This is a genomic window from Cellulosimicrobium cellulans, from assembly GCF_042723955.1.
GTDB lineage: Bacteria > Actinomycetota > Actinomycetes > Actinomycetales > Cellulomonadaceae > Cellulosimicrobium > Cellulosimicrobium cellulans_H.
On record NZ_JBHXIC010000029.1, the window covers coordinates 1 to 20,518 of the forward strand.

Below are 20,518 nucleotides of genomic sequence, written 5' to 3' on the forward strand. Positions count from 1 at the left end.
ACGGTATCTCTCCCTCGAGAGCGAGCCGCCCGGCCAACCCCCGGCCCACCCCCCCCCCCCCCCGCGCCCCGGCCTAGTCGGGGCGCGCCGCTGGGGGGCCCCCCCCCCCCCCCTCGACGTGTCGGGCACGGGCGAACGGTGCTAGGTTCCCCCTGACACCGCTATCAACCTCAACGCCGAGGGACGCCCGGATGCCGCTCACACCCACGCCACCCGACCGCACCACGCGCGCCCCGCGGCGCGTACGTCGCACGCTGCTCGCCGCCCTGGCGTCGCTCGGGCTCGCCCTGACCGGTCTCGGCGCGGCGTCCGCCGCCGACTCCCCCGGGGCCGACGACGCCGGCTGGTTCACGAGCTGGGCGCAGTCGCAGCAGCGCGTCTCCACCAAGAACTTCGCGAACCAGTCGATGCGGATGGTCACCCGCCTGAGCCAGGGCGGGGACGCCGTGCGCATCCGGCTGCAGAACCAGTACGGCGTCGGGCCGGTCGTCATCGACCAGACGTCGCTCGCCCTCAGCGCCGGAGGGCCGGCGATCGTCGCTGGCACCGACCAGGTGCTCACCTTCGGCGGCGCCGAGAGCGTCACGATCCCCGTGGGCGGGGAGGTCTGGAGCGACCCGACGAGCATCGCCACCGACGACCTCGACGAGGTTGCCGTGACCTTCTACCTCGCCCGGCCGACCGTCGCGAGCCTGCACGACCGCGCGGGCCGCAACAACTACGGCGCCCCGATCGGGTCGGGCAACCTCAACGCCGAGGTCTCCGGCGCGTCGTTCACCGAGAACCTGCCGTGGACGTACTTCGTCAGCGCGGTCGACGTGTACGACGCGGACGTCGCGGGCACGATCGTCGCCTACGGGAGCTCCGTCGTCGACGGCGTGGGCAGCGAGAACTGCGGTCCCGGTTGCGACGCGTTCGGCCAGGACCGCCGCTGGACCGACGACCTCGCGCGCCGCGTCGCGGCCGAGCTGCCGGCGACGCGTCAGGTCGCGATCGTCAACGAGGGGATCAGCGGGACCACGAGCTCGCCCGCGTGCGGGGGCGGCGGGAACGACGGCGTCTCGCGCCTCGAGCGCGACGTGCTCGCCCTGCACGGGGTGACCGGCGTGATCTTCTACTACGGCACCAACGACCTGGCGAACGGCTGCACGGACGCGACGATCCTCGCCAGCTACGAGCAGATCTTCGAGCGGCTGCGCGCCGAGGGCATCCGGGTCTTCGTCACCCCCATCACCCCGCGCCCCGGGTACACCGCACTCCAGAACCAGTACCGCCGCGCCGTCAACGACGTCGTGCGTGCGGGCGGCGACTGCGGCGGCTCGTGCGACGGCGTCCTCGACTTCGACGCGGTCCTCCGCGACCCGGCGAACCCGGACTCGATCTACCCGCCCTACGACACCGGCGACGGCGTCCACGCCAACGTCGCCGGGCAGCAGGCCATCGCCGACTCGATCCCGCTCGACCTCCTCGTCGGCGACGGTCCGTCGGTCGCCACGGACGTGCGCCTGCGGTGCCTCGCCGGCACCCCGTACGTCGCGGTCCGTGTCGCCAACACGGACGACGCCGCGCTCGACGTCGACGTCGCGACCGCCTACGGGTCGAGGTCGTTCACCGGCATCGTGCCCGGGTCGAGCGCGTACCAGTCGTTCGCCGTGCGGACGACGCCGAGCGCCGGGGTGGTGACGGTCACGGCGCGCACGGCGGGAGGCGGCGCCGAGCACGTCGAGCGGATCGAGCACGCCGCGCCCACCTGCTGACGGACGTGCGCCGCGGTTGCACCACCGGCGGCTGCGCCCGGTCCGCGTCCCTCGTGACGTCAGCGGCGCGTGACGTCGAGGAGGGCGTCGATCGACCCGACCTCCTCGACGAGTCCGGACCACCCGACCTGCGTGGCGGTCTGCGCCTCCTCGTCGGTGAGCAGCCGCAGGGTGCGGACGTGGCCGACCACGTTTCCTGCCGGATCGAGCACGTCGTCCAGCTCGGTCCCCCACCGCGAGCCCGTCGCCATGATCGCCGAGATGTGCGTCCCGGACAGGAACGGGTCCCGGTTGCGCCACGGCGCCTCGAACGGCGGGGTGCGGCGGTTGACGGCGATGTCGTCGCACACGATCCGCAGGGCGACGAGCGCGGCGCCCTCCTGACCCTCCGGCACCTCGACCGCCAGCTCGACAGGAGGCCCGGCGTCGACGGGCAGCCGCGAGACGCCGGCGGTCAGGAGCGTGAGAGGACCGTCGGTCGGCCGCTTGGCCACGACCATGACGGAGCCGCCGATGCGCTCGTCGAGCAGGGTCGGCGGGACGCCGAAAGCGTCGAACACGTGGTTCGGAAAGGCATCCTGGCTGGCCGCGAGGGGAAGGTCGGTCATGGTCGTCGACCCTAGGGCACCGAAGGCGTCCTGACCGAGGTGTCCCGTCGCGCCCAGGGTCGTCAGTCCCAGACGAGCGACAGCACCCGGTAGCCGTCGGGCACCACCGGGACGTCCGCGAAGTCCTCCACGTCGTAGACGAGCCCTTCGAACGCGCCGTCGTACTGCAGCTCGTCCACGTCCAGCCGCCCGTCGACCACGCGATCCTCCAGCGTGGTGCACACCGCGATGCCCTCGGCGAGCACTTCGCCGACGGACTCCTCGAACGTCTCCTCGTGGAGCTGCACCCGCACCCATGCCACGGCGTCGTCCAGCTCGAGCTCGCGCAGCCTGCGGACGATCTCGGCCAGCGGCGGGCGGCCGAACCCCCACTGGTTCGGCGCGAGGGACTCCTCCTGCTCGTTGCCGTCGAAGAACTCGTCGAGCGTGAGCAGCGGGTACGCACCGTCGGCCGCGGCCGAGCGAGCCCTGACCTCGTCGTGGGTGATCACGCGCCGACCCTACGCGAGCGGTCCGCGGTGCGGGCACCCGTCCCGAACCGGCATGTTCGGCCGAGGCGCGACTGGGACCATCTTCTCGACGTGGTGCTGGCGCGGCCGGGCATGGACGTGGGGCTGCCCACGTTCGAGCGCGTCGCGGCCTTCGTCGAGGGCTTCGGCTCGGCGATCGACGACGGCGCCCTGGAGCGGTTTGGCGCCTGGCTCGCCCCGACGGCGGGCGAGCCTCAGAGCCCGCTCGAGCTGCGCGACGGCGCCGTCGTCATGACACGCGGGACCCGCTGACGCGACGAGGACGCCCCTACGCGAGGTCGCCGACCTCCGCGACGACCCGCTCGGCGAGCGCTGCGAGCGCCGTGAGCTCGTCGGGCGTGGCGAGGTCGACCAGGTGGCGGCGGACGGACTCGACGTGCGCGGGCGCGGCGGCCTGGAGCGTCGCGAAGCCGAGGTCGGTGAGCACGACGACGGCGTTGCGACCGTCGTCGGGGTCGGGCTCGCGCGTCACGAGCCCGCGCGTCTCCATCCGCGCCAGGTGGTGCGAGAGCCGGCTGCGGGACCACAGCATGCGGGCGGCGAGGTCGCGGAGCTGCCACCGGTGCCCCGACTGCTCGGACAGCGTCGACAGCACGTCGTAGTCCGGGTCGGAGAGCCCCGAGTCCCGCGCGAGGTCGCGCGCCAGCGCGACGGGCAGCACGGTCTGCATGCGGCGGTAGGCACGCCACGCGCGCTCCTCGTCGGGCGAGAGCCAGCGGGGCTCGGACGCGTCGCTCATGAGCCCATCCTCCCACATCGTTGACATGTCATCGAGTGCCGTGGTTGCATCGATGACATGTCAACGACACGCCGACTCGTCCAGCTCGTCGTGGGCCTCGCGCTCTTCGGCGCCAGCATCGCGCTACTGGTCCGCGCGGACCTCGGGCTGTTCCCGTGGGACGTGCTGCACCAGGGCGTGGCCCGCGCGACCGGCCTTCCGCTCGGCGTCGTCGTGATCCTGGCGAGCGTCGTGGTGCTCGCGCTCTGGATCCCGCTGCGTCAGCGCCCCGGCCTCGGCACGGTCGCCAACGTGGTCCTCGTCGGCGCGTTCGTCGACCTCACCCTCGCGGTCCTGCCGACGGTCGAGGCGCTCCCCGGGCGCGTCGCCCTGCTCGTCGCGGGCGTCGTCCTCAACGCCGTGGCCACCGGCCTCTACATCGGGGCGGGGTACGGTCCCGGCCCGCGCGACGGGCTCATGACCGGGCTCGCGGCGCGCGGCTGGTCCCTGCGCTGGTCGCGCCTCGGGATCGAGCTCGCCGTCCTCGGCATCGGCCTCGCGCTCGGCGGGACGGTCGGCGTGGGCACCGTCCTCTACGCGTTCGCCGTCGGGCCGCTCGTCCAGCCCTTCCTCGCCCTGTTCACCGTCACGGCACCGCGGCCCGCGGTCCGCCCCGACACCGTCCCCACCACCGCAGGAGACCCCTCGTGAAGCTGCTCGTCGTCGTCGCCAGCACCCGCCCCACCCGCATCGGTCCCGCCGTCGCCGACTGGTTCCTCACCCAGGTGCCCGCCGACCAGGACCTCGAGGTCGACGTCGCCGACCTCGCCCAGATCGCCCTGCCGTTCCTCGACGAGCCCGTCGACGCGCACTCCGGCGGGTACGTGCACGCCCACACGCTCGCGTGGAGCGCGCGCGTCGACGCCGCGGACGCCGTCGTCCTCGTCATGCCGGAGTACAACCGCGGGTACACCGCCCCGCTGAAGAACGCGCTGGACTACCTCGCCGACGAGTGGCGCGACAAGCCGGTGGGCTTCGTCTCCTACGGGATGTCGTCGGGCGGCATGCGTGCGGTCGAGGCGATCACGCCGGTCGTCGTCGCGCTCGGCATGGTCCCCGTCGCGAGCGCCGTCACCGTGCACCTGCGCCGGTGGCTCGACGACGACGGCCGGCTCCAGGACGACGGCACCCTCGCCCGGGCCGCCGCGCGGACGCTCGACGAGGTCCGCCGGCTCGCGAGCCTCCTACGACCGGTCACTGCCGTCGCGTGAAGCCTGACCGCGGACCCGACCGAGACCCCGGCGTCCGACGGCGCTCGTCGTCCCCACCCAGGGCGGCACCGAGCGCGGCCAGCACGAGCAGGTCGACCACCAGCCCGGCGACGCCGACCCACTGCAGCGCCCGGAACACCAAGAGCTGGGTGAGGAGCAGGGAGACGAGCACGCCGCGCCGGAGCCAGACGGCACTCGCGCGCCGTGCGTCGGGACGCCCGCCCCGCGCCACGACCACGCCCGCCACGACGCACCCGACCGTGCCCGCGACGCCCACGACGATCCCCGTCCCGACCCACGTCGGCACGTCGATGTCGCGAACGAGCACGCGGATGCCGGCCAGCAGCGACCCGAGCGCGGTCCCCAGCACGAGGACCACGACCACGACCGCCGCCCAGCGCCGTTCGAACGCCGCCGCGAACCAGGACGACGCGCGGCGCACGAGGGCACGCACGGGGTCGGGGACGTCGACGTCGTCGCGCGGCACCGCCTCGACGAGCGCCGCGACCTCGTCCGCCCCGGGCTCGCCCCGACCCAGCGCGACGAGCGCCCGGGCCTCCTCGCGCGCGCCGTCGGTGAACCCGCCCGCGACGCCGGCGACCGCACGGTCCGTGGCGACCGCGAGGTACTCGGCCGGGTGGTGCCGGCGCCGCCCGTGCAGCGCCTCGACCACGAGCACGAGGACCACGACCGTCGCGTAGATGAGCGCCGCGGTCGGCTGGTAGAAGTAGTCGTTGTCCGCGGTGACGAACTTGCCGATCTCGTCGACGAACAGCCCGAACCCCACGCCGCCGAGCACCGCCCCGAGCGAGCGCAGCGCGGGGCCGACGAACGACAGCAGCACGACGACCGCGAGCGCCATCCCGAGCCCGCCCCAGAGCACGTGCGCGACGTGCAGGTCTCCCCCGCCGACCTGCGGGTAGCCGGAGGCCGCGAGGAGGAACCGCGTGACGAGCACGGTCGCGACGGTCACGACGAGGAACGTCACGAGGTGGCGCGTCGCGGCGGTGTCGCGCGCGACGCCCAGGCGCAGCGCACGTCCCCGCCGGGTGACCCCCGCGGGGACGCGTGCGGCGCCGTGGCTCACCGCTTGCGCTTCTCCCGCACGCGGACGCTGATCTCGATGGGCGTGCCCTCGAAACCGAACGTCTCGCGCAGGCGGCGCTCGATGAACCGGCGGTAGCCGGCCTCGAGGAAGCCCGTCGCGAAGATGACGAACCGCGGCGGCCGCGTGGACGCCTGGGTCGCGAAGAGGATGCGCGGCTGCTTGCCGCCGCGCAGCGGGTGCGGGTGGGCGGCGACGAGCTCGCCGAGGAACGCGTTGAGGCGCCCGGTCGGGATACGCATGTCCCACGACTCGAGCGAGCGCTGGATGGCGGGCACGAGCCGGTCGGTGTGCCAGCCGGTGCGCGCGGAGACGTTGACGCGCGGCGCCCACTGGACCTGGACCAGGTCCTTCTCGATCTCGCGCTCGAGGAACGGCCGGCGGTCCTCGTCCATGAGGTCCCACTTGTTGTAGGCGATGACGAGGGCGCGGCCGGCGTCGACGACCTGCGAGATGACGCGCGTGTCCTGCTCGGTGAGCGGGACCGACGCGTCGACGAGCACGACCGCGAGCTCGGCCTTCTCGATCGCGGCCTGCGTGCGCAGCGACGCGTAGAAGTCGGCGCCCTTGGTCTGGTGCACGCGGCGGCGGATGCCGGCGGTGTCGACGAGGACGTACGGGACGTCCTTGATCGTCACGAGCTCGTCGACGGGGTCGCGCGTCGTGCCGGCGGTCTCGTCCACGACGACGCGGTCGGCGCCGGCGATCTTGTTGAGCAGCGACGACTTGCCGACGTTGGGCCGCCCGATGAGCGCGACGCGGCGCGGGCCCGTGGGCCGCACCTCGCCGTGCGCGGACTCGGTCGGCAGGGCCGCCATGGCGGCGTCGAGCAGGTCCCCGGTGCCACGGCCGTGCAGCGCGGACACCGGGTACGGCTCGCCGAGCCCGAGGCTCCACAGGTACGCCGCGTCCGCCTCGCCCGACTGCCCGTCGACCTTGTTGGCGCACAGCACGACCGGCTTGCCGGACTCGCGCAGCAGGCGCACGACGCGCTCGTCCGTGGACGTGGCGCCGACCGTCGCGTCCACGACGAACAGCACGGCGTCCGCGAGCGAGATCGCGACCTCCGCCTGCTCGGCGACCTTCGACTCGATGCCCGCGACGTCGACCTCCCAGCCGCCGGTGTCCACGAGCGTGAACCGGCGCCCGGCCCACTCGGCGGGGTAGCTGACGCGGTCGCGCGTGACGCCGGGCTTGTCCTCGACGACGGCCTCGCGGCGCCCGATGATGCGGTTCACGAGCGTCGACTTGCCGACGTTGGGGCGACCGACCACGGCGAGCACGGGCAAGGGCGCCTCGGGCTCGTAGCCCTCGATCACCTCGCCGTCGGCGTCGAGGAGGACGAGGTCGGTGTCCTCGAGCTCGTAGTCCTCGAGGCCGGCACGCAGCGCGCGCTCGCGCGCCGCGTCGTCCGCCGAGTCCGCGGTGTCCGCGGGCGCCAGGGGCTCCTCGGCCTGCCCGGCGTCGTCGATCTGTCCGGGCGTGCCGGGCTGGGCGGGGTCGGGTGTGGTCATGGCATCCATTCTCCCAGGCCGCGGGCCGGGCTCCGAACCGTGCCGTCCCGGCGCGGCGCGCGTGCCCTCGGCGAGCAGTCCGTGTCAGTCCGTCGCGCCGTCGCGGCGTGCGGCGAGACGCTCGACGACGGCGCGCACGACGTCGTCGGGCACGGGCTCGGCGAGCGGGAACCGCAGCGTGCCCTTGCCATCCTGGTAGCGCGCGACGCGGCGCGCGAGCTCGTCGTCAACCTCCGGGACGGGGTACAGGGAGACGTGGTGCGCCCAGCCCGCGAGGTAGACGACGTACCGCCCGTCGCGCGTGAACGTCGGGATCCCGTAGCTGATGCGCTCGTCGAGGCCCGGCACCGTGTCGTGCACGACGGCGCGCAGGTGCGCGACGACCTCGCGCGCGTCCGGGGCGAGCGTCGCGAGGTACTCGTCGACGGTCGTGGGCTTGCCCGGAGCGTCCGTCATCCGCTCTCTCCTCCGCACGTGCTGGTCGGCGTCCACGACCTCGCGACGGCACGACCTCCTGGCCGGCTACGCGCGAACCTACCGCGCGGCGGGCGACCCCGCGAGGCGCACCAGCACCACGCCGGCCACCACGAGGACGCCGCCCGCGGCCTGCACGAGGGTGGGCACCTCGCCGAGGAGGAGCCAGGCGATGACGACGGCGAACAGCACCTCGGACAGGCCGACGAACGACGCGAGGCGCTCGCCCATGCGCACGGTCGCGGCCACGCCGGACACGTAGGCGAACGCCGTCGCCAGGAGCACGACGACGGCGAGCGGCACGTACCACGGCACGGAGGACCCGAGCAGCACGACGTCCGCGAAGGGCGCGGCGAAGGGAAGCACGCCCACGAGCCCCGCGGCGCCCAGCGCGAGTGCCCCGACGCCGAGCCCGGACGCGGCGAGCGCGACGGGCGGCAGCCGGGTCGGGCGTGCGGACAGCACGAAGTAGGCGCCGACGCCCACGGCCGCGCCGAGCGCGAAGAGGACCCCGACGAGGTCCGGGCGCGCCCCGACGGGGTCCACGACGAGAACGAGCCCGGCGACCGCGACCACGCAGCCCGCGAGCGTGAGCCGCGGCGGCACGTGCCGCGTGCGCAGCCACGCGAGTCCCACGAGCAGCACCGGGGCGAGGTACTCCACGAGCAGCGCGATGCCGACCGGCATCCGCGCGACGGCCGCGAAGTAGCAGAGCTGCGTCGCGGCGATCGCGAGGAGGCCGAACCCGAGGACGAGGCGCCACTCCTCGCGCAGCATCCGGTGGCTGCCCCGCAGCGCCACCGCCGCGACCGGGGCGAGGACGAGCGTCGAGCACAGGGCGCGCGCGAAGACCGCGGCGCCCGGGGTCCACCCCGCCTCGAGCAGCGGCTTGACGAACGGGCCGCTCGCGCCGAACGCGAGCGCGGACGCGAGGCCGACGAGGATGCCCGTGCCCGGGCGGTCACCTACGACGTGCGTCGCCGGACCGGCCGGCCCGTCGAGCCTCCCCTCCGGCGAGGCGGTCACGGCGTCGCCCGCCGCTCCCGGTTCGGGTCGTCCGTGGGCAGCGCCACGCCCGTCGTCGCGACGGTGTCGGCGACGAGCTCGGCGAGCGCCGTGCGGATGCGCTCGTTCGCGTCCTCGAGCGCCTGCTTGCCGCTCACCCCGGGGGCCCGCTCGACGGCGAACGGCTCGCCGAACCGGACGACCAGCCGGCGACGCAGGCCCGGGATCCGGTTCACGCCCTCGCCCGTGCGGCGCGTGCCGAGCACGGCCACGGGGACGACGCGCGCTCCCCCGTTGAGCGCGAGCCACGCGACCCCCGCGCGCGCCGACGTCGCGTCGCCGCGTCCGCGGTTGCCCTCCGGGAACACGCCGACCGCGCCGTCCCGGCGCAGCACGCCCAGCCCGGTAGCGAGCGCGCGCCGCCCGCCGCTGCGGTCGACGGGGATCTGGCCCGCGGCGCGCAGGACCCACCCGACCGGCCCGACGAACATCTCCTCCTTGACGAGGACGTGCAGCGGGCGGGGCGCGACGCCGAGCACGATCGGCCCGTCGACCACGCCCGTGTGGTTCGCCGCGAGCACGACGGGACCCTCGGCCGGCACGTTCTCCGCGCCGAGGACCCGGGTCGACCAGACGACGCGCGCGAGGAAGCGGCCGACCCAGCGCGACCAGGCCGGCCCCGCGGGCGACGGCACCCGCACGCCCGCCGAGCCCGTGCTCACGAGCCCTGGCGCGGGCCGACCACCCGCCCGGTGACCTGCTCGACGACGGTGAGCACGGCGTCGATCGTCTGCTCGAGGTCGAGCTCGGACGAGTCCACGGTCACGACCCCGTCGGCCGCGACCTGGAACTGCGAGACGGTCGCGTCGTCGCGGTCCCGGCGCAGCACCTGGTCCTTGGTCGCCTCGACCGCTGCGGCGTCCGCCGTCCCGTGAACGTCGAGGGAGCGGCGCGCCAGGCGCGCCTCCTCGCTCGCGGTGAGCAGGACGCGCGCGTCCGCGTCGGGCGCCACGACCGTCGTGATGTCCCGGCCCTCCGCGACCACGCCCCGACCGCCCGCGAAGCCCTCGGGCGTGCGCTCGGCCTCGATCACCGCACGCTGGAGGCGGCGCAGCTCCGCACGCACGTCGAGGTTGGTCGCGACCGCGCTCACGGCCGTGGAGATCTCCGTGGAGCGGATCGCCTCGCCGACGTCGGTGCCGTCCACGTGGACCGTCGGCCCGGACGGGTCCAGCCCCATGACCAGGGGCATGACCCGTACGGCGTGCGCGACCGCCGCCTGGTCGGCGAGGTCCTCGCCCCGGTGCAGGCACCACCAGGTCGCCGCGCGGTACATCGCGCCCGTGTCCAGGTACGCGAGCCCGAGCCGGCGCGCGACGCCCTTGGACACGCTCGACTTGCCGGACCCCGAGGGGCCGTCGACCGCGATCGTCAGCGCGGCGCCCACGGCACCGGTCTCCGCCGCGCTCACTGGGCCAGGTCCTTGCGCAGCGACGTGGCACCGTGCAGGTACACGTGCTGGACGGCGGACCGCTCCACGTCGAGGTCGGCGTGCGCCATGAGGCGCACGACGCGCGGCAACGCGTGCGGCACGGCGATCTCCGTCGCGCACATGAGCGGCACGTCGCCGAGCCCCATCTCGCGCGCCGCGGCCGCCGGGAAGTCGGCGACGAGATCGGGCGTGCACGTGAAGAGGATCGAGATGAGCGCGTCCGTGTCGACGGCGTTCGCGTCGAGCACCTCCTGGACGAGCTCGCGCGTGCGCTGGAAGAGGTGCTCGCGCTCGTCGACGTCGAGCTGGGTCGCGCCCCGGATCGCCCGGACCGGCATGGGTGGTGCTCCTTCAGTGCGGGACGGCCCGCCTCACGGCGGTCCGTCGGGAGGGTGGTGCGAGAGACGTGGGGAACGCGGGCCCTAGAGCCCGACACCTGCCATGAGGCTGCCGAGCTCGGTCCGGCCGAGGACACGCGTCGTCCCCGGGCGCAGGTTGCCGAGCGCGATGGGGCCGATGCGCGTGCGCACGAGGCGCGTCACGGGGAAGCCGACCTCCTCGAACATGCGCCGCACGACGCGGTTGCGCCCCGAGTGCAGCACGACCTCGATCATCGTCTGGTCCGCGACCTGGTCCACGACCCGGTACGCGTCGGCACGCACGACCCCGTCCTCGAGCTCGATGCCGTGCAGGAACTTGTTGGCGACGTTGCCCGGCACCTTGCCGCGCACCGTGACGAGGTAGGTCTTGGCGACCTCGTGCGACGGGTGGGCGAGGTGGTTCGCGAGCTCGCCGTCGTTGGTCAGCAGGAGCAGGCCCTCGCTGTCGGCGTCGAGGCGCCCCACGTGGAAGAGCCGCTCGGGGCGGTCCGCCACGAGCTCGGCGATCGAGGGACGGCCGTCGGGGTCGTGCATCGTCGACACGACGCCGCGCGGCTTGTTCAGCGCGAGCGTCACGCGCGAGGAGTCGAGCTGCAGCCGCATCCCGTCGACGTGCACGACGGCGCGCGCGGGGTCGACCCGCACGCCCAGCTCGGTCACGCGGACGCCGTCGACCTCGACGCGCCCCTGGGAGATGAGCTCCTCGCACGCGCGGCGCGAGCCGAGCCCCGCCGACGCGAGCACCTTCTGGAGGCGCACGCCGTCCTCGACGTGCACGTCCCGCTGCGGCTCCGTGGGCTGCCCGCGAACCGGGCGCCGCGGCCGCCCGGGTTGCTGCTGCCCGCCGCGGGACGCCGTGGTGCCGCGCCCGGCGCCCTGGCCACCCCGGCCGGCGCTCGCGCCACGACCGGCGGACGCGCCCTTCGAGCCGGATCCGCCCCGCCCAGGCGCACCGCCCGAGCGTGCGGCTCCCCCGCCGCGGGGTCCACCGCGACGCGCGTCGCCCGCCCCGTCGCGCGGGGAGCGCCCGCGCCCCCCGTCACCGGGCTGGCGTCCGTCCTTCGAGCTCATGCGTGTCCTTCGTCCGTCGTGTCCTGCGTGGCGTCGTGCGCCACGTCGTGCGGCGTCGGGGCCGACGCCGGTGCGTCGTCCCCGTCGTCAGCCGCGCCGTCGGAGAGGTCCGTCGCGGGCTCGACGGCGGCGGCCCGCGCGGGTGCGCGCAGGTCGGCGAGCCCGTCCAGGCCCTCGAGGTCGTCCATGTCCGGCAGGTGCGGCGCGAGCGGGGGCAGCTCGTCGAGCGAGGTGAAGCCCATGCGCTCGAGGAAGTAGCCCGTGGTGCCGAACAGACCGGCGCCGGTGTGCGGGTCCTGACCGACCTCGGCCACGAGCCCGCGCGCCACGAGAGTGCGCACCACGCCGTCCACGTTGACCCCTCGCACCGCCGACACCTGGCCGCGGCTGACCGGTTGACGGTACGCGATCACGGCCAGAGTCTCCAACGCCGCCTGCGTGAGCCGCGCCGTCTGGCCGCCCTGCACGAACCGTCCCACGACCTCCGCGTGCGCGGGCGCGGAGTAGACGCGCCAGCCGCCGCCCGCCTCGCGCAGCTCGAACCCGCGGGGTCGCCCGCCGTCGTCGCCGCGGTACTCGGCGGCGAGGTCGTGCAGCGCGCTCAGCACGTCGTCGACCGGGACCGCGAGCGCCGCCGCGAGCTCGACCACCGGGATCGGCTCGTCCGCGACCATGAGCACGGCCTCCAGGCCGGCGGGCAGGCCGCCCGGGAGGTCGTGCACTTCCGGCGCGAGGACCTCGCCGAGGGCGGGGGCGCCGTCGGGCTGCGTCACGCGGGGACCTCCTGGTCGGTGGGTGCGAGGGCGTCGACCGGCTCGGAGCCGTCTCCCTCGTCGAACTCGCTGCCGACGTCCGCGAGCGCGGGCTCCGGCGCGTCGTCGTCGCCCGACCACCGCACGGTGAGCTCGCCGAGCGGCGTCATCTGGTCGAACGCGACGAGCGCCTGGCGGAACAGCTCGAGCAGGGCGAGGAACCGGGCGACGACCACGGCGGTCTCCCCCGCGTCCGCGACGAGGGCGCGGAACGTCGTCGTACCGTGGCTGCGGACGCGGTCCACGACGATGCCCGCCTGCTCGCGCACGCTCACCGCGGGCGCGTGCAGGTGGTCGAGCGAGACGCCGGGCGGCGGCGCCTTGGGCGCGAGCGCACGGGCCGCGAGCGCGGCGAGCTGGTCGGGGCCCATGGTCCACACGAGCTCGGGCAGGAGCGCGGCGAGGTGAGGCTCGAGCTGCACGACGCGCGGGAAGCGGCGCCCCGCGCTCTCGAACCGCTCCGCGAGGACCCCGGAGACGTCCTTGTACGCCCGGTACTGGAGGAGGCGCGCGAACAGCAGGTCGCGCGCCTCGAGCAGCGCGAGGTCCTCGTCGTCCTCGACGCTGCCGGTGGGCAGCAGGCGCGCGGCCTTGAGGTCGAGCAGCGTCGCGGCCACGACGAGGAACTCGCTCGCGGTCCCGAGGTCCCACCCGGGGTGGTCCTCCCCCGCGTCGTGCGCGGCGGCCGCCGCGCGCTCGGCCTCGCGGATGTACGCGATGAAGTCGTCCGTCACGCGCGCGAGCGCGACCTCGGTGATGTCGAGCTTGTGCTTGGTGATGAGCGACAGCAACAGGTCGAACGGGCCGCTGAAGTTGTCGAGGCGGACCTCGAAGCCGGTCCGTGCCGGCGAGGCCGAGCCGGGCGGTGACTCGGGGGGCGCGTCAGGCGGCGTCGCCACGGGCGACCAGCTCCCGGGCGAGCTGCCGGTAGGCGACGGCGCCGGGGTGCGTCGGCGCGTAGACGGTGATGGGCTCGGCCGCGACGGACGCGTCGGGGAACTTCACGGTGCGCCCGATGACGGTCTGGAGCAGCTTGTCGCCGAACGCCTCGTGCACGCGCGCCACGACCTCGCGCGAGTGCAGCGTGCGCGAGTCGAACATCGTCGCCAGGATGCCGTCGACCTCGAGGCGCGGGTTGAGCCGGTCGCGCACCTTCTCGATCGTCTCGACGAGCAGGGCCACGCCGCGCAGCGCGAAGAACTCGCACTCGAGCGGGATGAGGACGCCGTGCGCGGCGGTGAGCGCGTTGACCGTGAGCAGGCCGAGCGAGGGCTGGCAGTCCACGAGGATGACGTCGTAGTCGTCGACCACGGGCCGCAGCACGCGCGACAGGACGGACTCGCGCGCCACCTCGCCGACGAGCTGGACCTCGGCGGCGGAGAGGTCGATGTTGGCGGGCAGGAGGTCGAGGTTCTCGACCTCCGTCGGGACGAGCACGTCGTGGATGTCCGCACCCCGCTCCATGAGCAGGTTGTAGACCGTGCGGTCGAGCTCGTGCGGGTTGACGCCGAGGCCGACGGACGCGGCGCCCTGCGGGTCGAAGTCGACGAGCAGGACCTTGCGGCCGTACTCGGCGAGCGTCGCACCGAGGTTGATGGTGGTCGTCGTCTTGCCGACGCCGCCCTTCTGGTTGCACATCGCGATGATGCGCCCGGGGCCGTGCGACGCGAGCGGCGCGGGGACCGGGAACTCGGGCAGGGGACGGCCGACCACGTCGGTGGGCGCCTCGGTCGTCTCGCGGCTCGCGCCGTTCGTGGCGTGGTCGACGACGGGTGCGACGTCGCGCTCGGAGTTCACGGGGGCGGCCGGACGGACGGCGTCACCGTGCGAGCTCTGCGCGCCGCGCGTCTCGGGCTGGGTCTCGGCCTGGCTGCTCACGCTCGCCACGGTATCGCAGGACCTCGCCCCCGCTCGTGCGCACGCGCCCGCGCGCCGCGTTCCCGCCCGTCGCTCCGGGAACGGCCCCGTCAGCCCAGCGCGCGGGGATGGGCGGCGGCGTACACCTCGCGCAGCGTGTCCGGGGTCACGAGCGTGTAGATCTGCGTCGTCGTGACGGACGCGTGCCCCAGGAGCTCCTGGACGACGCGCACGTCCGCGCCACCCGCGAGCAGGTGGGTCGCGAACGAGTGCCGCAGCGTGTGCGGCGAGATCCGCTCGGGGTGGTCGATGCCTGCGCGCTCCGCGGCGGTGCGCAGCACGGCCCAGGCGCTCTGCCGCGACAGCCGCGCGCCCCGTGTGTTGAGGAAGACTGCGGGCGTGCCGCGCCCGTGCGCGGCGAGCGCCGCGCGACCCCGCACCAGGTAGGCGTCGAGCGCGCGCCGCGCGAACGACCCGACGGGCACCACGCGCTCCTTGCCGCCCTTGCCGAGCAGTCGGACGGCGCCGGTGCCGAGGTCGAGGTCGTCGACGTCGAGGCTCACGGCCTCGGTGATGCGCGCGCCGGTCGAGTAGACGAGCTCGAGCAGCGCCCGGTCGCGCAGCGGGGCGGCGCCGTCGCCGACGCCGGAGGCCTCGAGGATCCGCGCCACCTCGTCGGTCGAGATCGCCTTGGGGAGCCGCTTGCCCTGGGCGGGCGGGCGCACGTCGGCCGACGCGTCGGCGTCGGCCAGGCCCTCCGCGGCGCAGAAGCGGTGCCAGCCGCGCACGGCGGCCACCGACCGGGCGGTGGACGACGGCGAGAGGCTCGCCCCACCGTCGGCCCCGGTCCGCAGCGCCGTGACGTACGCCGCGACGTCGTCCGCCTCGACCTCGCGCACGGCGTGGTTGCCGCGCGCGGCGAGGAACGCGACGTAGCGCGCGAGGTCGCGCCGGTAGGCGGAGACGGTGTTCGCGGACAGGCCGCGCTCGACGGCGAGGTGCGCGAGGTACTCGCGCGCGGCGCGGTCCAGCGCCTCCGGCACGTGCGCCTCGCCGGACCCCATCGTCCTACCGCCCTCCCGGCACGGCCGGGCTCACAGCGGGAGGAAGACGTCGACCGCCACCGCGACGAAGAGCAGGGTGAGGTACGTGATCGAGGCGTGGAAGACCTTCATCTCCCCGACCTTCCCGCCCTTGCCGTCGGCCTTGTCGCGGGCGCGGCGCAGCATCGTCACGCACGAGGACAGGAACCAGACCCCGAGCACGGCGGCGACGACACCGTAGACCCAGGTCATGCCGGCGAGCGGCCACAGCGCGAGCGACGAGGCGACCATCGCGACGCCGTAGACGATCATCTCGCGCGCGACCCGGCGGTCGTCCGCGACGACCGGGAGCATCGGCACGCCCGCGTTGGCGTAGTCGCGCTTGAACTTCATGGACAGCGGCCAGTAGTGCGGCGGCGTCCAGAAGAAGATGACGAGGAACAGCGCGAGCGCGGCCCAGCTCAGCGAGCCCGTCACGGCGGACCAGCCGATGAGCACCGGCATGCACCCCGCGATGCCGCCCCAGACGATGTTCTGCGGGGTGCGGCGCTTGAGGATCATCGTGTAGCCGACGACGTAGATCGCGATCGCGGCGAACGTCAGCCACGCCGAGACGACGTTGACCAGGAGCGCGAACCACACGAGCGACACGACGCCCAGGACGGTCGCGAACACGAGCGCGGCCCGCGGCGTCACCTCGCCCGTGACGAGCGGTCGCCGCTTGGTGCGGTTCATGACCTCGTCGATGTCGCGGTCGAGGTAGCAGTTGTAGACGTTGGCCGACGCGGCGGCGAGCGTGCCGCCCACGAGCGTCGCGAGGATCAGCCCGATGCCCGGCAGCCCACCCTGGGCCAGGATCATCGTCGGCACCGTGGTCACGAGGAGGAGCTCGATGATGCGCGGCTTGGTCAGCGCGATGTAGGCGCCGACGCGCTCGCGCAGCGCGAGGGTGGCGCGGGCGGCCTCGGCCGTCGGCGCGACCGGGGTCGCGGGGCTCGTCGGCGAGGACGGCTGCTGGGTCGACGCGGCGCCAGACGGGCTTCCGGTCCCGTCGATCGGTGCCTGGCTCGTGGTGTGCACGCGCTTCGGTGTTCCGTTCTGAGGTGGGGGGCGAGCTGGGACGGACCGCCGGTCGTCCTCGCTCATCGTACGTCCCCGCCTGCGCCGGGGCCGACCGGACGGGCCGGGCGATTGTGTGACATCCGACCGAAATCCAGCACGTGGGCACCGCCCGGGCACGAACGGCGTCCGCGTATAGGCTGGGTCTGCAACCGTCCCGCGTCGGACCGCCCGTCAAGACCTGTGGCCCGCGGACGACGTGACCGGCACCGGGCCGCCCCGCCCCCTGAGGCGTGAGGCCGGGAAATGTTCAACGGTTGTTTCGAGTTGTCGCGAGGATCCGGGGCGCGCGCTCCGGACGGGAATGAGGTTCGGTGAACGCGTTGTCCCCTGCTCACACGCCCCTGGACTGGACGGACCTGGACGACCGGGCCGTCAAGACGATCAAGGCGCTCGCCGCCGACGCGGTGGAGAAGGTGGGCAACGGCCACCCCGGCACCGCGATCTCGCTGGCCCCGGCCGCCTACCTCCTGTTCCAGAAGGTCATGCGCCACGACCCGTCGGACGACCACTGGGTCGGCCGCGACCGTTTCGTGCTCTCGGCGGGCCACTCGTCGCTCACGATCTACCTCCAGCTCTTCCTCGCCGGGTACGGCCTGGAGATGGCGGACATCGAGGCCCTGCGCACGTGGGGCTCCAAGACCCCCGGCCACCCCGAGTACAAGCACACCCGGGGCGTCGAGATCACGACCGGCCCGCTCGGCCAGGGTCTCGCCTCCTCCGTCGGCATGGCCTTCGCGGCGCGCCGCGAGCGCGGCCTGCTCGACCCGTCGACCGCCCCGGGCGAGTCGCCGTTCGACCACCACGTCTACGTCATCGCGTCCGACGGCGACCTGCAGGAGGGCGTGACGAGCGAGGCCTCCTCGCTCGCCGGCCACCAGCAGCTCGGCAACCTCGTCGTCATCTGGGACGACAACAAGATCTCCATCGAGGACGACACGGACATCGCGTTCACCGAGGACGTCCTCGCGCGCTACGCGGCGTACGGCTGGCACACGCAGCGCGTCGACTGGACCAACGGTGGCACGGGCTACGGCGAGGACGTCGACGCGCTGCACGCCGCGATCGAGGCCGCCAAGGCCGAGACCGGCAAGCCGTCGATCATCGCGCTGCGCACGATCATCGGCTACCCGTCGCCGACCAAGCAGAACACCGGCGGCATCCACGGCTCGGCCATGGGCGCCGACGAGATCAAGGGCCTGAAGATCGAGCTCGGCCTCGACCCCGAGGCGAGCTTCGCGATCGACGACGAGGTGCTCGCGTACACGCGCGCCGTCGGCGAGCGCCAGAGCGACCGGCGCGGCGCGTGGGAGACGGCCTTCGCGGCGTGGAAGACCGCGAACCCGTCCGGCGCCGAGCTCCTCGGGCGCCTCGCGAACCGTGAGCTTCCCGCCGGCTGGGAGGACGCGCTGCCGACGTTCGAGGCGGGCAAGGCCGTCGCGACGCGCTCCGCGTCCGGCAAGGTCCTCACCGCGCTCAAGGACGTGCTGCCCGAGCTGTGGGGCGGCTCCGCCGACCTCGCCGGCTCGAACAACACGACCATGGACGGCGAGCCGTCGTTCGTCCCGGTCGAGCACGCGACCAAGAAGTTCCCGGGCCACGAGTACGGCCGCACGCTGCACTTCGGCATCCGCGAGCACGCCATGGGCGCGATCCTCAACGGCATCGTCCTGCACGGCGGCACGCGCGCCTACGGCGGCACGTTCCTCCAGTTCAGCGACTACATGCGCCCCGCGGTGCGCCTCGCCGCGCTCATGGAGATCCCGACGACGTTCGTGTGGACGCACGACTCGATCGGCCTCGGTGAGGACGGCCCGACGCACCAGCCCGTCGAGCACCTCGCCGCGCTGCGCGCCATCCCCGGCCTCGACGTCGTCCGTCCGGCCGACGCCAACGAGACGTCGTGGGCGTGGCGCACGATCCTCGAGAACACCGAGCGCCCGGCGGGCATCATCCTCACGCGCCAGAACGTCCCGACGTTCCCGCGCGGCACCGAGGGCTACGCCGACGCGTCGGGCACCGCCCGCGGCGGCTACGTGCTGCTCGACACCGACGGCACGCCCGACGTCATCCTCATCGGCACCGGCTCCGAGGTGCAGCTCGCCGTCGAGGCGCGCGAGATCCTCGCGGGCGAGGGCGTCCAGGCGCGCGTCGTCTCTCTCCCGAGCCGCGAGTGGTTCGACGGCCAGGACGCCGCCTACCGCGAGTCGGTCCTGCCTGCCGCCGTCCGCGCGCGTGTCTCGGTCGAGGCGGGCGTGGCACAGGGCTGGCGCGAGCTCGTCGGCGATGCCGGCCGCACCGTGAGCCTCGAGCACTACGGCGCCTCGGCGGACTACCAGGTGCTGTACCGCGAGTTCGGCATCACCTCCGAGGCCGTCGCCTCGGCGGCGCGCGAGTCGATCGCGGCCGCGCGCGGTGGCGACACCCCGGGCGCCGCACCGACGCCCTCGGAGGGCGGCACTGGCGACCAGCGCTGACCCTTCGTAGATTCCGAGGTGGGGCCGTGCGCGGCCCCACCTCGGGACTGCCCCGGGAACCGGCCGCCGTGCGCGACGTCCCGGGAGCACGCCCGCAGCGAGAGCACCACCGAGAGGAAGTCCGATGACGCAGTCCCCCACCGTCCCCGGCCCCATCGAGCAGCTCACGGGAGCGGGCGTGTCCATCTGGCTCGACGACCTCTCGCGAGAACGGCTGCGCACCGGCAACCTCGCCGACCTCGTCGCGACGCGCGGCGTCGTCGGGGTCACGACGAACCCCACGATCTTCGCGTCCGCGCTCTCGAAGGGCGACGCGTACGACGCGCAGCTCGCCGAGCTCGCGCCCGCCGGCGTGGACGACCCGGCGGTCGAGGCCGCCGTCGAGCGGATCACGACGGACGACGTGCGCGCCGCCGCCGACCTGCTGCGTCCCGTGTACGACGCGACCGACGGCGTCGACGGGCGTGTGTCGATCGAGGTGGACCCGCGCCTCGCGCACGACGCCGACAAGACGGTCGTCACGGCCGAACGCCTCTGGGCCACCATCGACCGGCCCAACGTCTACATCAAGATCCCCGCGACCGTCGCGGGCCTCGACGCGATCTCCCGCACCCTGGCGCAGGGCATCAGCGTCAACGTGACGCTCATCTTCTCGCTCGCGCGCTACCGCGCGGTCATGGAGGCGTTCGCGATCGGGCTCGAGCAGGCACGCGCGGACGGCATCGACCTCGCGCCGGTGGGCTCCGTCGCGTCGTTCTTCGTCTCGCGCGTCGACACCGCGGTGGACGCCGCGCTCGAGAAGGTCGGCACCCCGGAGGCGCTCGACCTGCGCGGCCAGGCCGCGATCGCCAACGCGCGCCTCGCGTTCGAGGCGTACGAGGAGTTCCGCCAGACCGACCGGTGGCGCTCGCTCGCCGCGTCCGGCGCGCACCCGCAGCGCCCGCTCTGGGCGTCGACCGGCGTGAAGAACCCCGAGTACCGCGACACGATGTACGTCGACGAGCTCGTCACCGACGGCATCGTCAACACCATGCCCGAGGCGACGCTCCAGGCGTTCGCCGACCACGGTGTCGTGACGGGCGACACGATCACCGGCACGGCGGCCGCCTCCCGCCGCACGCTCGAGACCGTCGAGTCCTTCGGCATCTCCCTCGTCGAGGTCACCGACCGCCTCGAGGAGGAGGGCGTGCGCAAGTTCGAGGACAGCTGGACCGAGCTCCTCGCGACGACGCGCGCCGCCCGTATCATCCGCAGACGCCTCAGTCCCTCTGCATTTCTCCCGACC

General features: G+C 74.3%; 20 protein-coding genes and 2 pseudogenes. 6 read left to right on the forward strand and 16 right to left on the reverse strand.

Annotated elements, in window-relative coordinates; translation table 11 throughout:
- Nucleotides 1–191: 191 nt before the first annotated feature.
- On the forward strand, nucleotides 192–1,757 hold the full coding sequence (locus tag ACFWH7_RS10065; protein ID WP_378216367.1) for a GDSL-type esterase/lipase family protein: 1,566 nt from the start codon (nucleotides 192–194) through the stop codon (nucleotides 1,755–1,757).
- 59 nt (nucleotides 1,758–1,816) lie between these two features.
- Here ACFWH7_RS10065 and ACFWH7_RS10070 read toward each other — a convergent pair whose 3' ends face one another.
- Complete coding sequence (locus ACFWH7_RS10070; RefSeq protein WP_378216368.1) at nucleotides 1,817–2,365, reverse strand: suppressor of fused domain protein; 549 nt, start codon at nucleotides 2,363–2,365, stop codon at nucleotides 1,817–1,819.
- Nucleotides 2,366–2,427: 62 nt separating this feature from the next.
- Nucleotides 2,428–2,856, reverse strand: coding sequence for a hypothetical protein (locus ACFWH7_RS10075; protein ID WP_378216369.1), 429 nt, complete (start codon nucleotides 2,854–2,856; stop codon nucleotides 2,428–2,430).
- 90 nt (nucleotides 2,857–2,946) lie between these two features.
- Between ACFWH7_RS10075 and ACFWH7_RS10080 the strand changes: the two genes are divergently transcribed.
- Entirely contained in the window at nucleotides 2,947–3,147 is a 201-nt protein-coding gene (locus ACFWH7_RS10080) for a hypothetical protein (protein ID WP_378216370.1), read from the forward strand.
- 16 nt (nucleotides 3,148–3,163) lie between these two features.
- On the opposite strand, the gene ACFWH7_RS10085 is transcribed toward ACFWH7_RS10080, so the two are convergent.
- Complete coding sequence (locus tag ACFWH7_RS10085) at nucleotides 3,164–3,634, reverse strand: MarR family winged helix-turn-helix transcriptional regulator (protein WP_378216371.1); 471 nt, start codon at nucleotides 3,632–3,634, stop codon at nucleotides 3,164–3,166.
- A 57-nt stretch (nucleotides 3,635–3,691) separates the two neighbouring features.
- On the opposite strand from ACFWH7_RS10085, the gene yczE reads away from it, so the two are divergent.
- The gene (gene yczE, locus ACFWH7_RS10090; protein ID WP_378216372.1) at nucleotides 3,692–4,324 is read left to right on the forward strand and encodes a membrane protein YczE; all 633 of its coding nucleotides are present in this window, start codon (nucleotides 3,692–3,694) and stop codon (nucleotides 4,322–4,324) included.
- Nucleotides 4,321–4,884 carry an NADPH-dependent FMN reductase gene (locus ACFWH7_RS10095; protein ID WP_378216373.1) on the forward strand — a complete coding sequence of 188 codons (564 nt, stop codon included), beginning with the start codon at nucleotides 4,321–4,323 and terminating at the stop codon, nucleotides 4,882–4,884. Before yczE ends, ACFWH7_RS10095 begins: the two co-directional genes overlap by 4 nt.
- On the opposite strand, the gene ACFWH7_RS10100 is transcribed toward ACFWH7_RS10095, so the two are convergent.
- The 13 genes and pseudogenes from ACFWH7_RS10100 to ACFWH7_RS10160 form a co-directional block, all read right to left on the reverse strand.
- Complete coding sequence (locus tag ACFWH7_RS10100) at nucleotides 4,868–5,971, reverse strand: hypothetical protein (RefSeq protein ID WP_378216374.1); 1,104 nt, start codon at nucleotides 5,969–5,971, stop codon at nucleotides 4,868–4,870. The genes ACFWH7_RS10095 and ACFWH7_RS10100 overlap by 17 nt on opposite strands.
- A complete protein-coding gene (der, locus tag ACFWH7_RS10105; RefSeq protein ID WP_378216375.1) occupies nucleotides 5,968–7,503 on the reverse strand; it encodes a ribosome biogenesis GTPase Der in 1,536 nt (511 codons plus the stop codon). Before der ends, ACFWH7_RS10100 begins: the two co-directional genes overlap by 4 nt.
- Before the next feature lie 84 nt (nucleotides 7,504–7,587).
- Nucleotides 7,588–7,959, reverse strand: coding sequence for an iron chaperone (locus tag ACFWH7_RS10110; RefSeq protein WP_378216376.1), 372 nt, complete (start codon nucleotides 7,957–7,959; stop codon nucleotides 7,588–7,590).
- Between the two features lie 78 nt (nucleotides 7,960–8,037).
- Nucleotides 8,038–9,003, reverse strand: a complete 966-nt coding sequence (locus tag ACFWH7_RS10115) for an EamA family transporter (protein ID WP_378216377.1) — start codon at nucleotides 9,001–9,003, stop codon at nucleotides 8,038–8,040.
- Nucleotides 9,000–9,704, reverse strand: a complete 705-nt coding sequence (locus tag ACFWH7_RS10120; RefSeq protein WP_378216378.1) for a lysophospholipid acyltransferase family protein — start codon at nucleotides 9,702–9,704, stop codon at nucleotides 9,000–9,002. Before ACFWH7_RS10120 ends, ACFWH7_RS10115 begins: the two co-directional genes overlap by 4 nt.
- On the reverse strand, nucleotides 9,701–10,453 hold the full coding sequence (gene cmk / locus ACFWH7_RS10125) for a (d)CMP kinase (protein WP_378216380.1): 753 nt from the start codon (nucleotides 10,451–10,453) through the stop codon (nucleotides 9,701–9,703). Before cmk ends, ACFWH7_RS10120 begins: the two co-directional genes overlap by 4 nt.
- Nucleotides 10,450–10,812: a chorismate mutase gene (gene aroH, locus ACFWH7_RS10130; RefSeq protein ID WP_378216382.1), complete on the reverse strand. Its 363-nt coding sequence runs from the start codon at nucleotides 10,810–10,812 to the stop codon at nucleotides 10,450–10,452. Before aroH ends, cmk begins: the two co-directional genes overlap by 4 nt.
- An 84-nt stretch (nucleotides 10,813–10,896) precedes the next feature.
- Entirely contained in the window at nucleotides 10,897–11,631 is a 735-nt protein-coding gene (locus tag ACFWH7_RS10135) for a pseudouridine synthase (protein WP_378216383.1), read from the reverse strand.
- A 458-nt stretch (nucleotides 11,632–12,089) separates the two neighbouring features.
- Nucleotides 12,090–12,698: pseudogene (gene scpB / locus ACFWH7_RS10140) on the reverse strand (SMC-Scp complex subunit ScpB); the annotation flags it as partial.
- On the reverse strand, nucleotides 12,695–13,636 hold the full coding sequence (locus ACFWH7_RS10145) for a segregation and condensation protein A (protein WP_378216384.1): 942 nt from the start codon (nucleotides 13,634–13,636) through the stop codon (nucleotides 12,695–12,697). The pseudogene scpB and the gene ACFWH7_RS10145, both read right to left, overlap by 4 nt.
- Nucleotides 13,620–14,450, reverse strand: a complete 831-nt coding sequence (locus ACFWH7_RS10150; protein WP_255318593.1) for a ParA family protein — start codon at nucleotides 14,448–14,450, stop codon at nucleotides 13,620–13,622. Before ACFWH7_RS10150 ends, ACFWH7_RS10145 begins: the two co-directional genes overlap by 17 nt.
- Nucleotides 14,451–14,704: 254 nt before the next feature.
- On the reverse strand, nucleotides 14,705–15,658 hold the full coding sequence (xerD, locus tag ACFWH7_RS10155) for a site-specific tyrosine recombinase XerD (RefSeq protein ID WP_378216385.1): 954 nt from the start codon (nucleotides 15,656–15,658) through the stop codon (nucleotides 14,705–14,707).
- 30 nt (nucleotides 15,659–15,688) lie between these two features.
- Entirely contained in the window at nucleotides 15,689–16,717 is a 1,029-nt protein-coding gene (locus tag ACFWH7_RS10160; protein WP_378216386.1) for a heme o synthase, read from the reverse strand.
- A gap of 353 nt (nucleotides 16,718–17,070) precedes the next feature.
- Between ACFWH7_RS10160 and tkt the strand changes: the two genes are divergently transcribed.
- Together tkt and tal are read left to right on the forward strand one after the other, a co-directional pair.
- Complete coding sequence (gene tkt, locus ACFWH7_RS10165; RefSeq protein ID WP_378216387.1) at nucleotides 17,071–19,233, forward strand: transketolase; 2,163 nt, start codon at nucleotides 17,071–17,073, stop codon at nucleotides 19,231–19,233.
- 124 nt (nucleotides 19,234–19,357) lie between these two features.
- Nucleotides 19,358–20,467, forward strand: a pseudogene (gene tal, locus ACFWH7_RS10170) (transaldolase); the annotation flags it as partial.
- Between the last annotated feature and the right edge of the window lie 51 nt (nucleotides 20,468–20,518).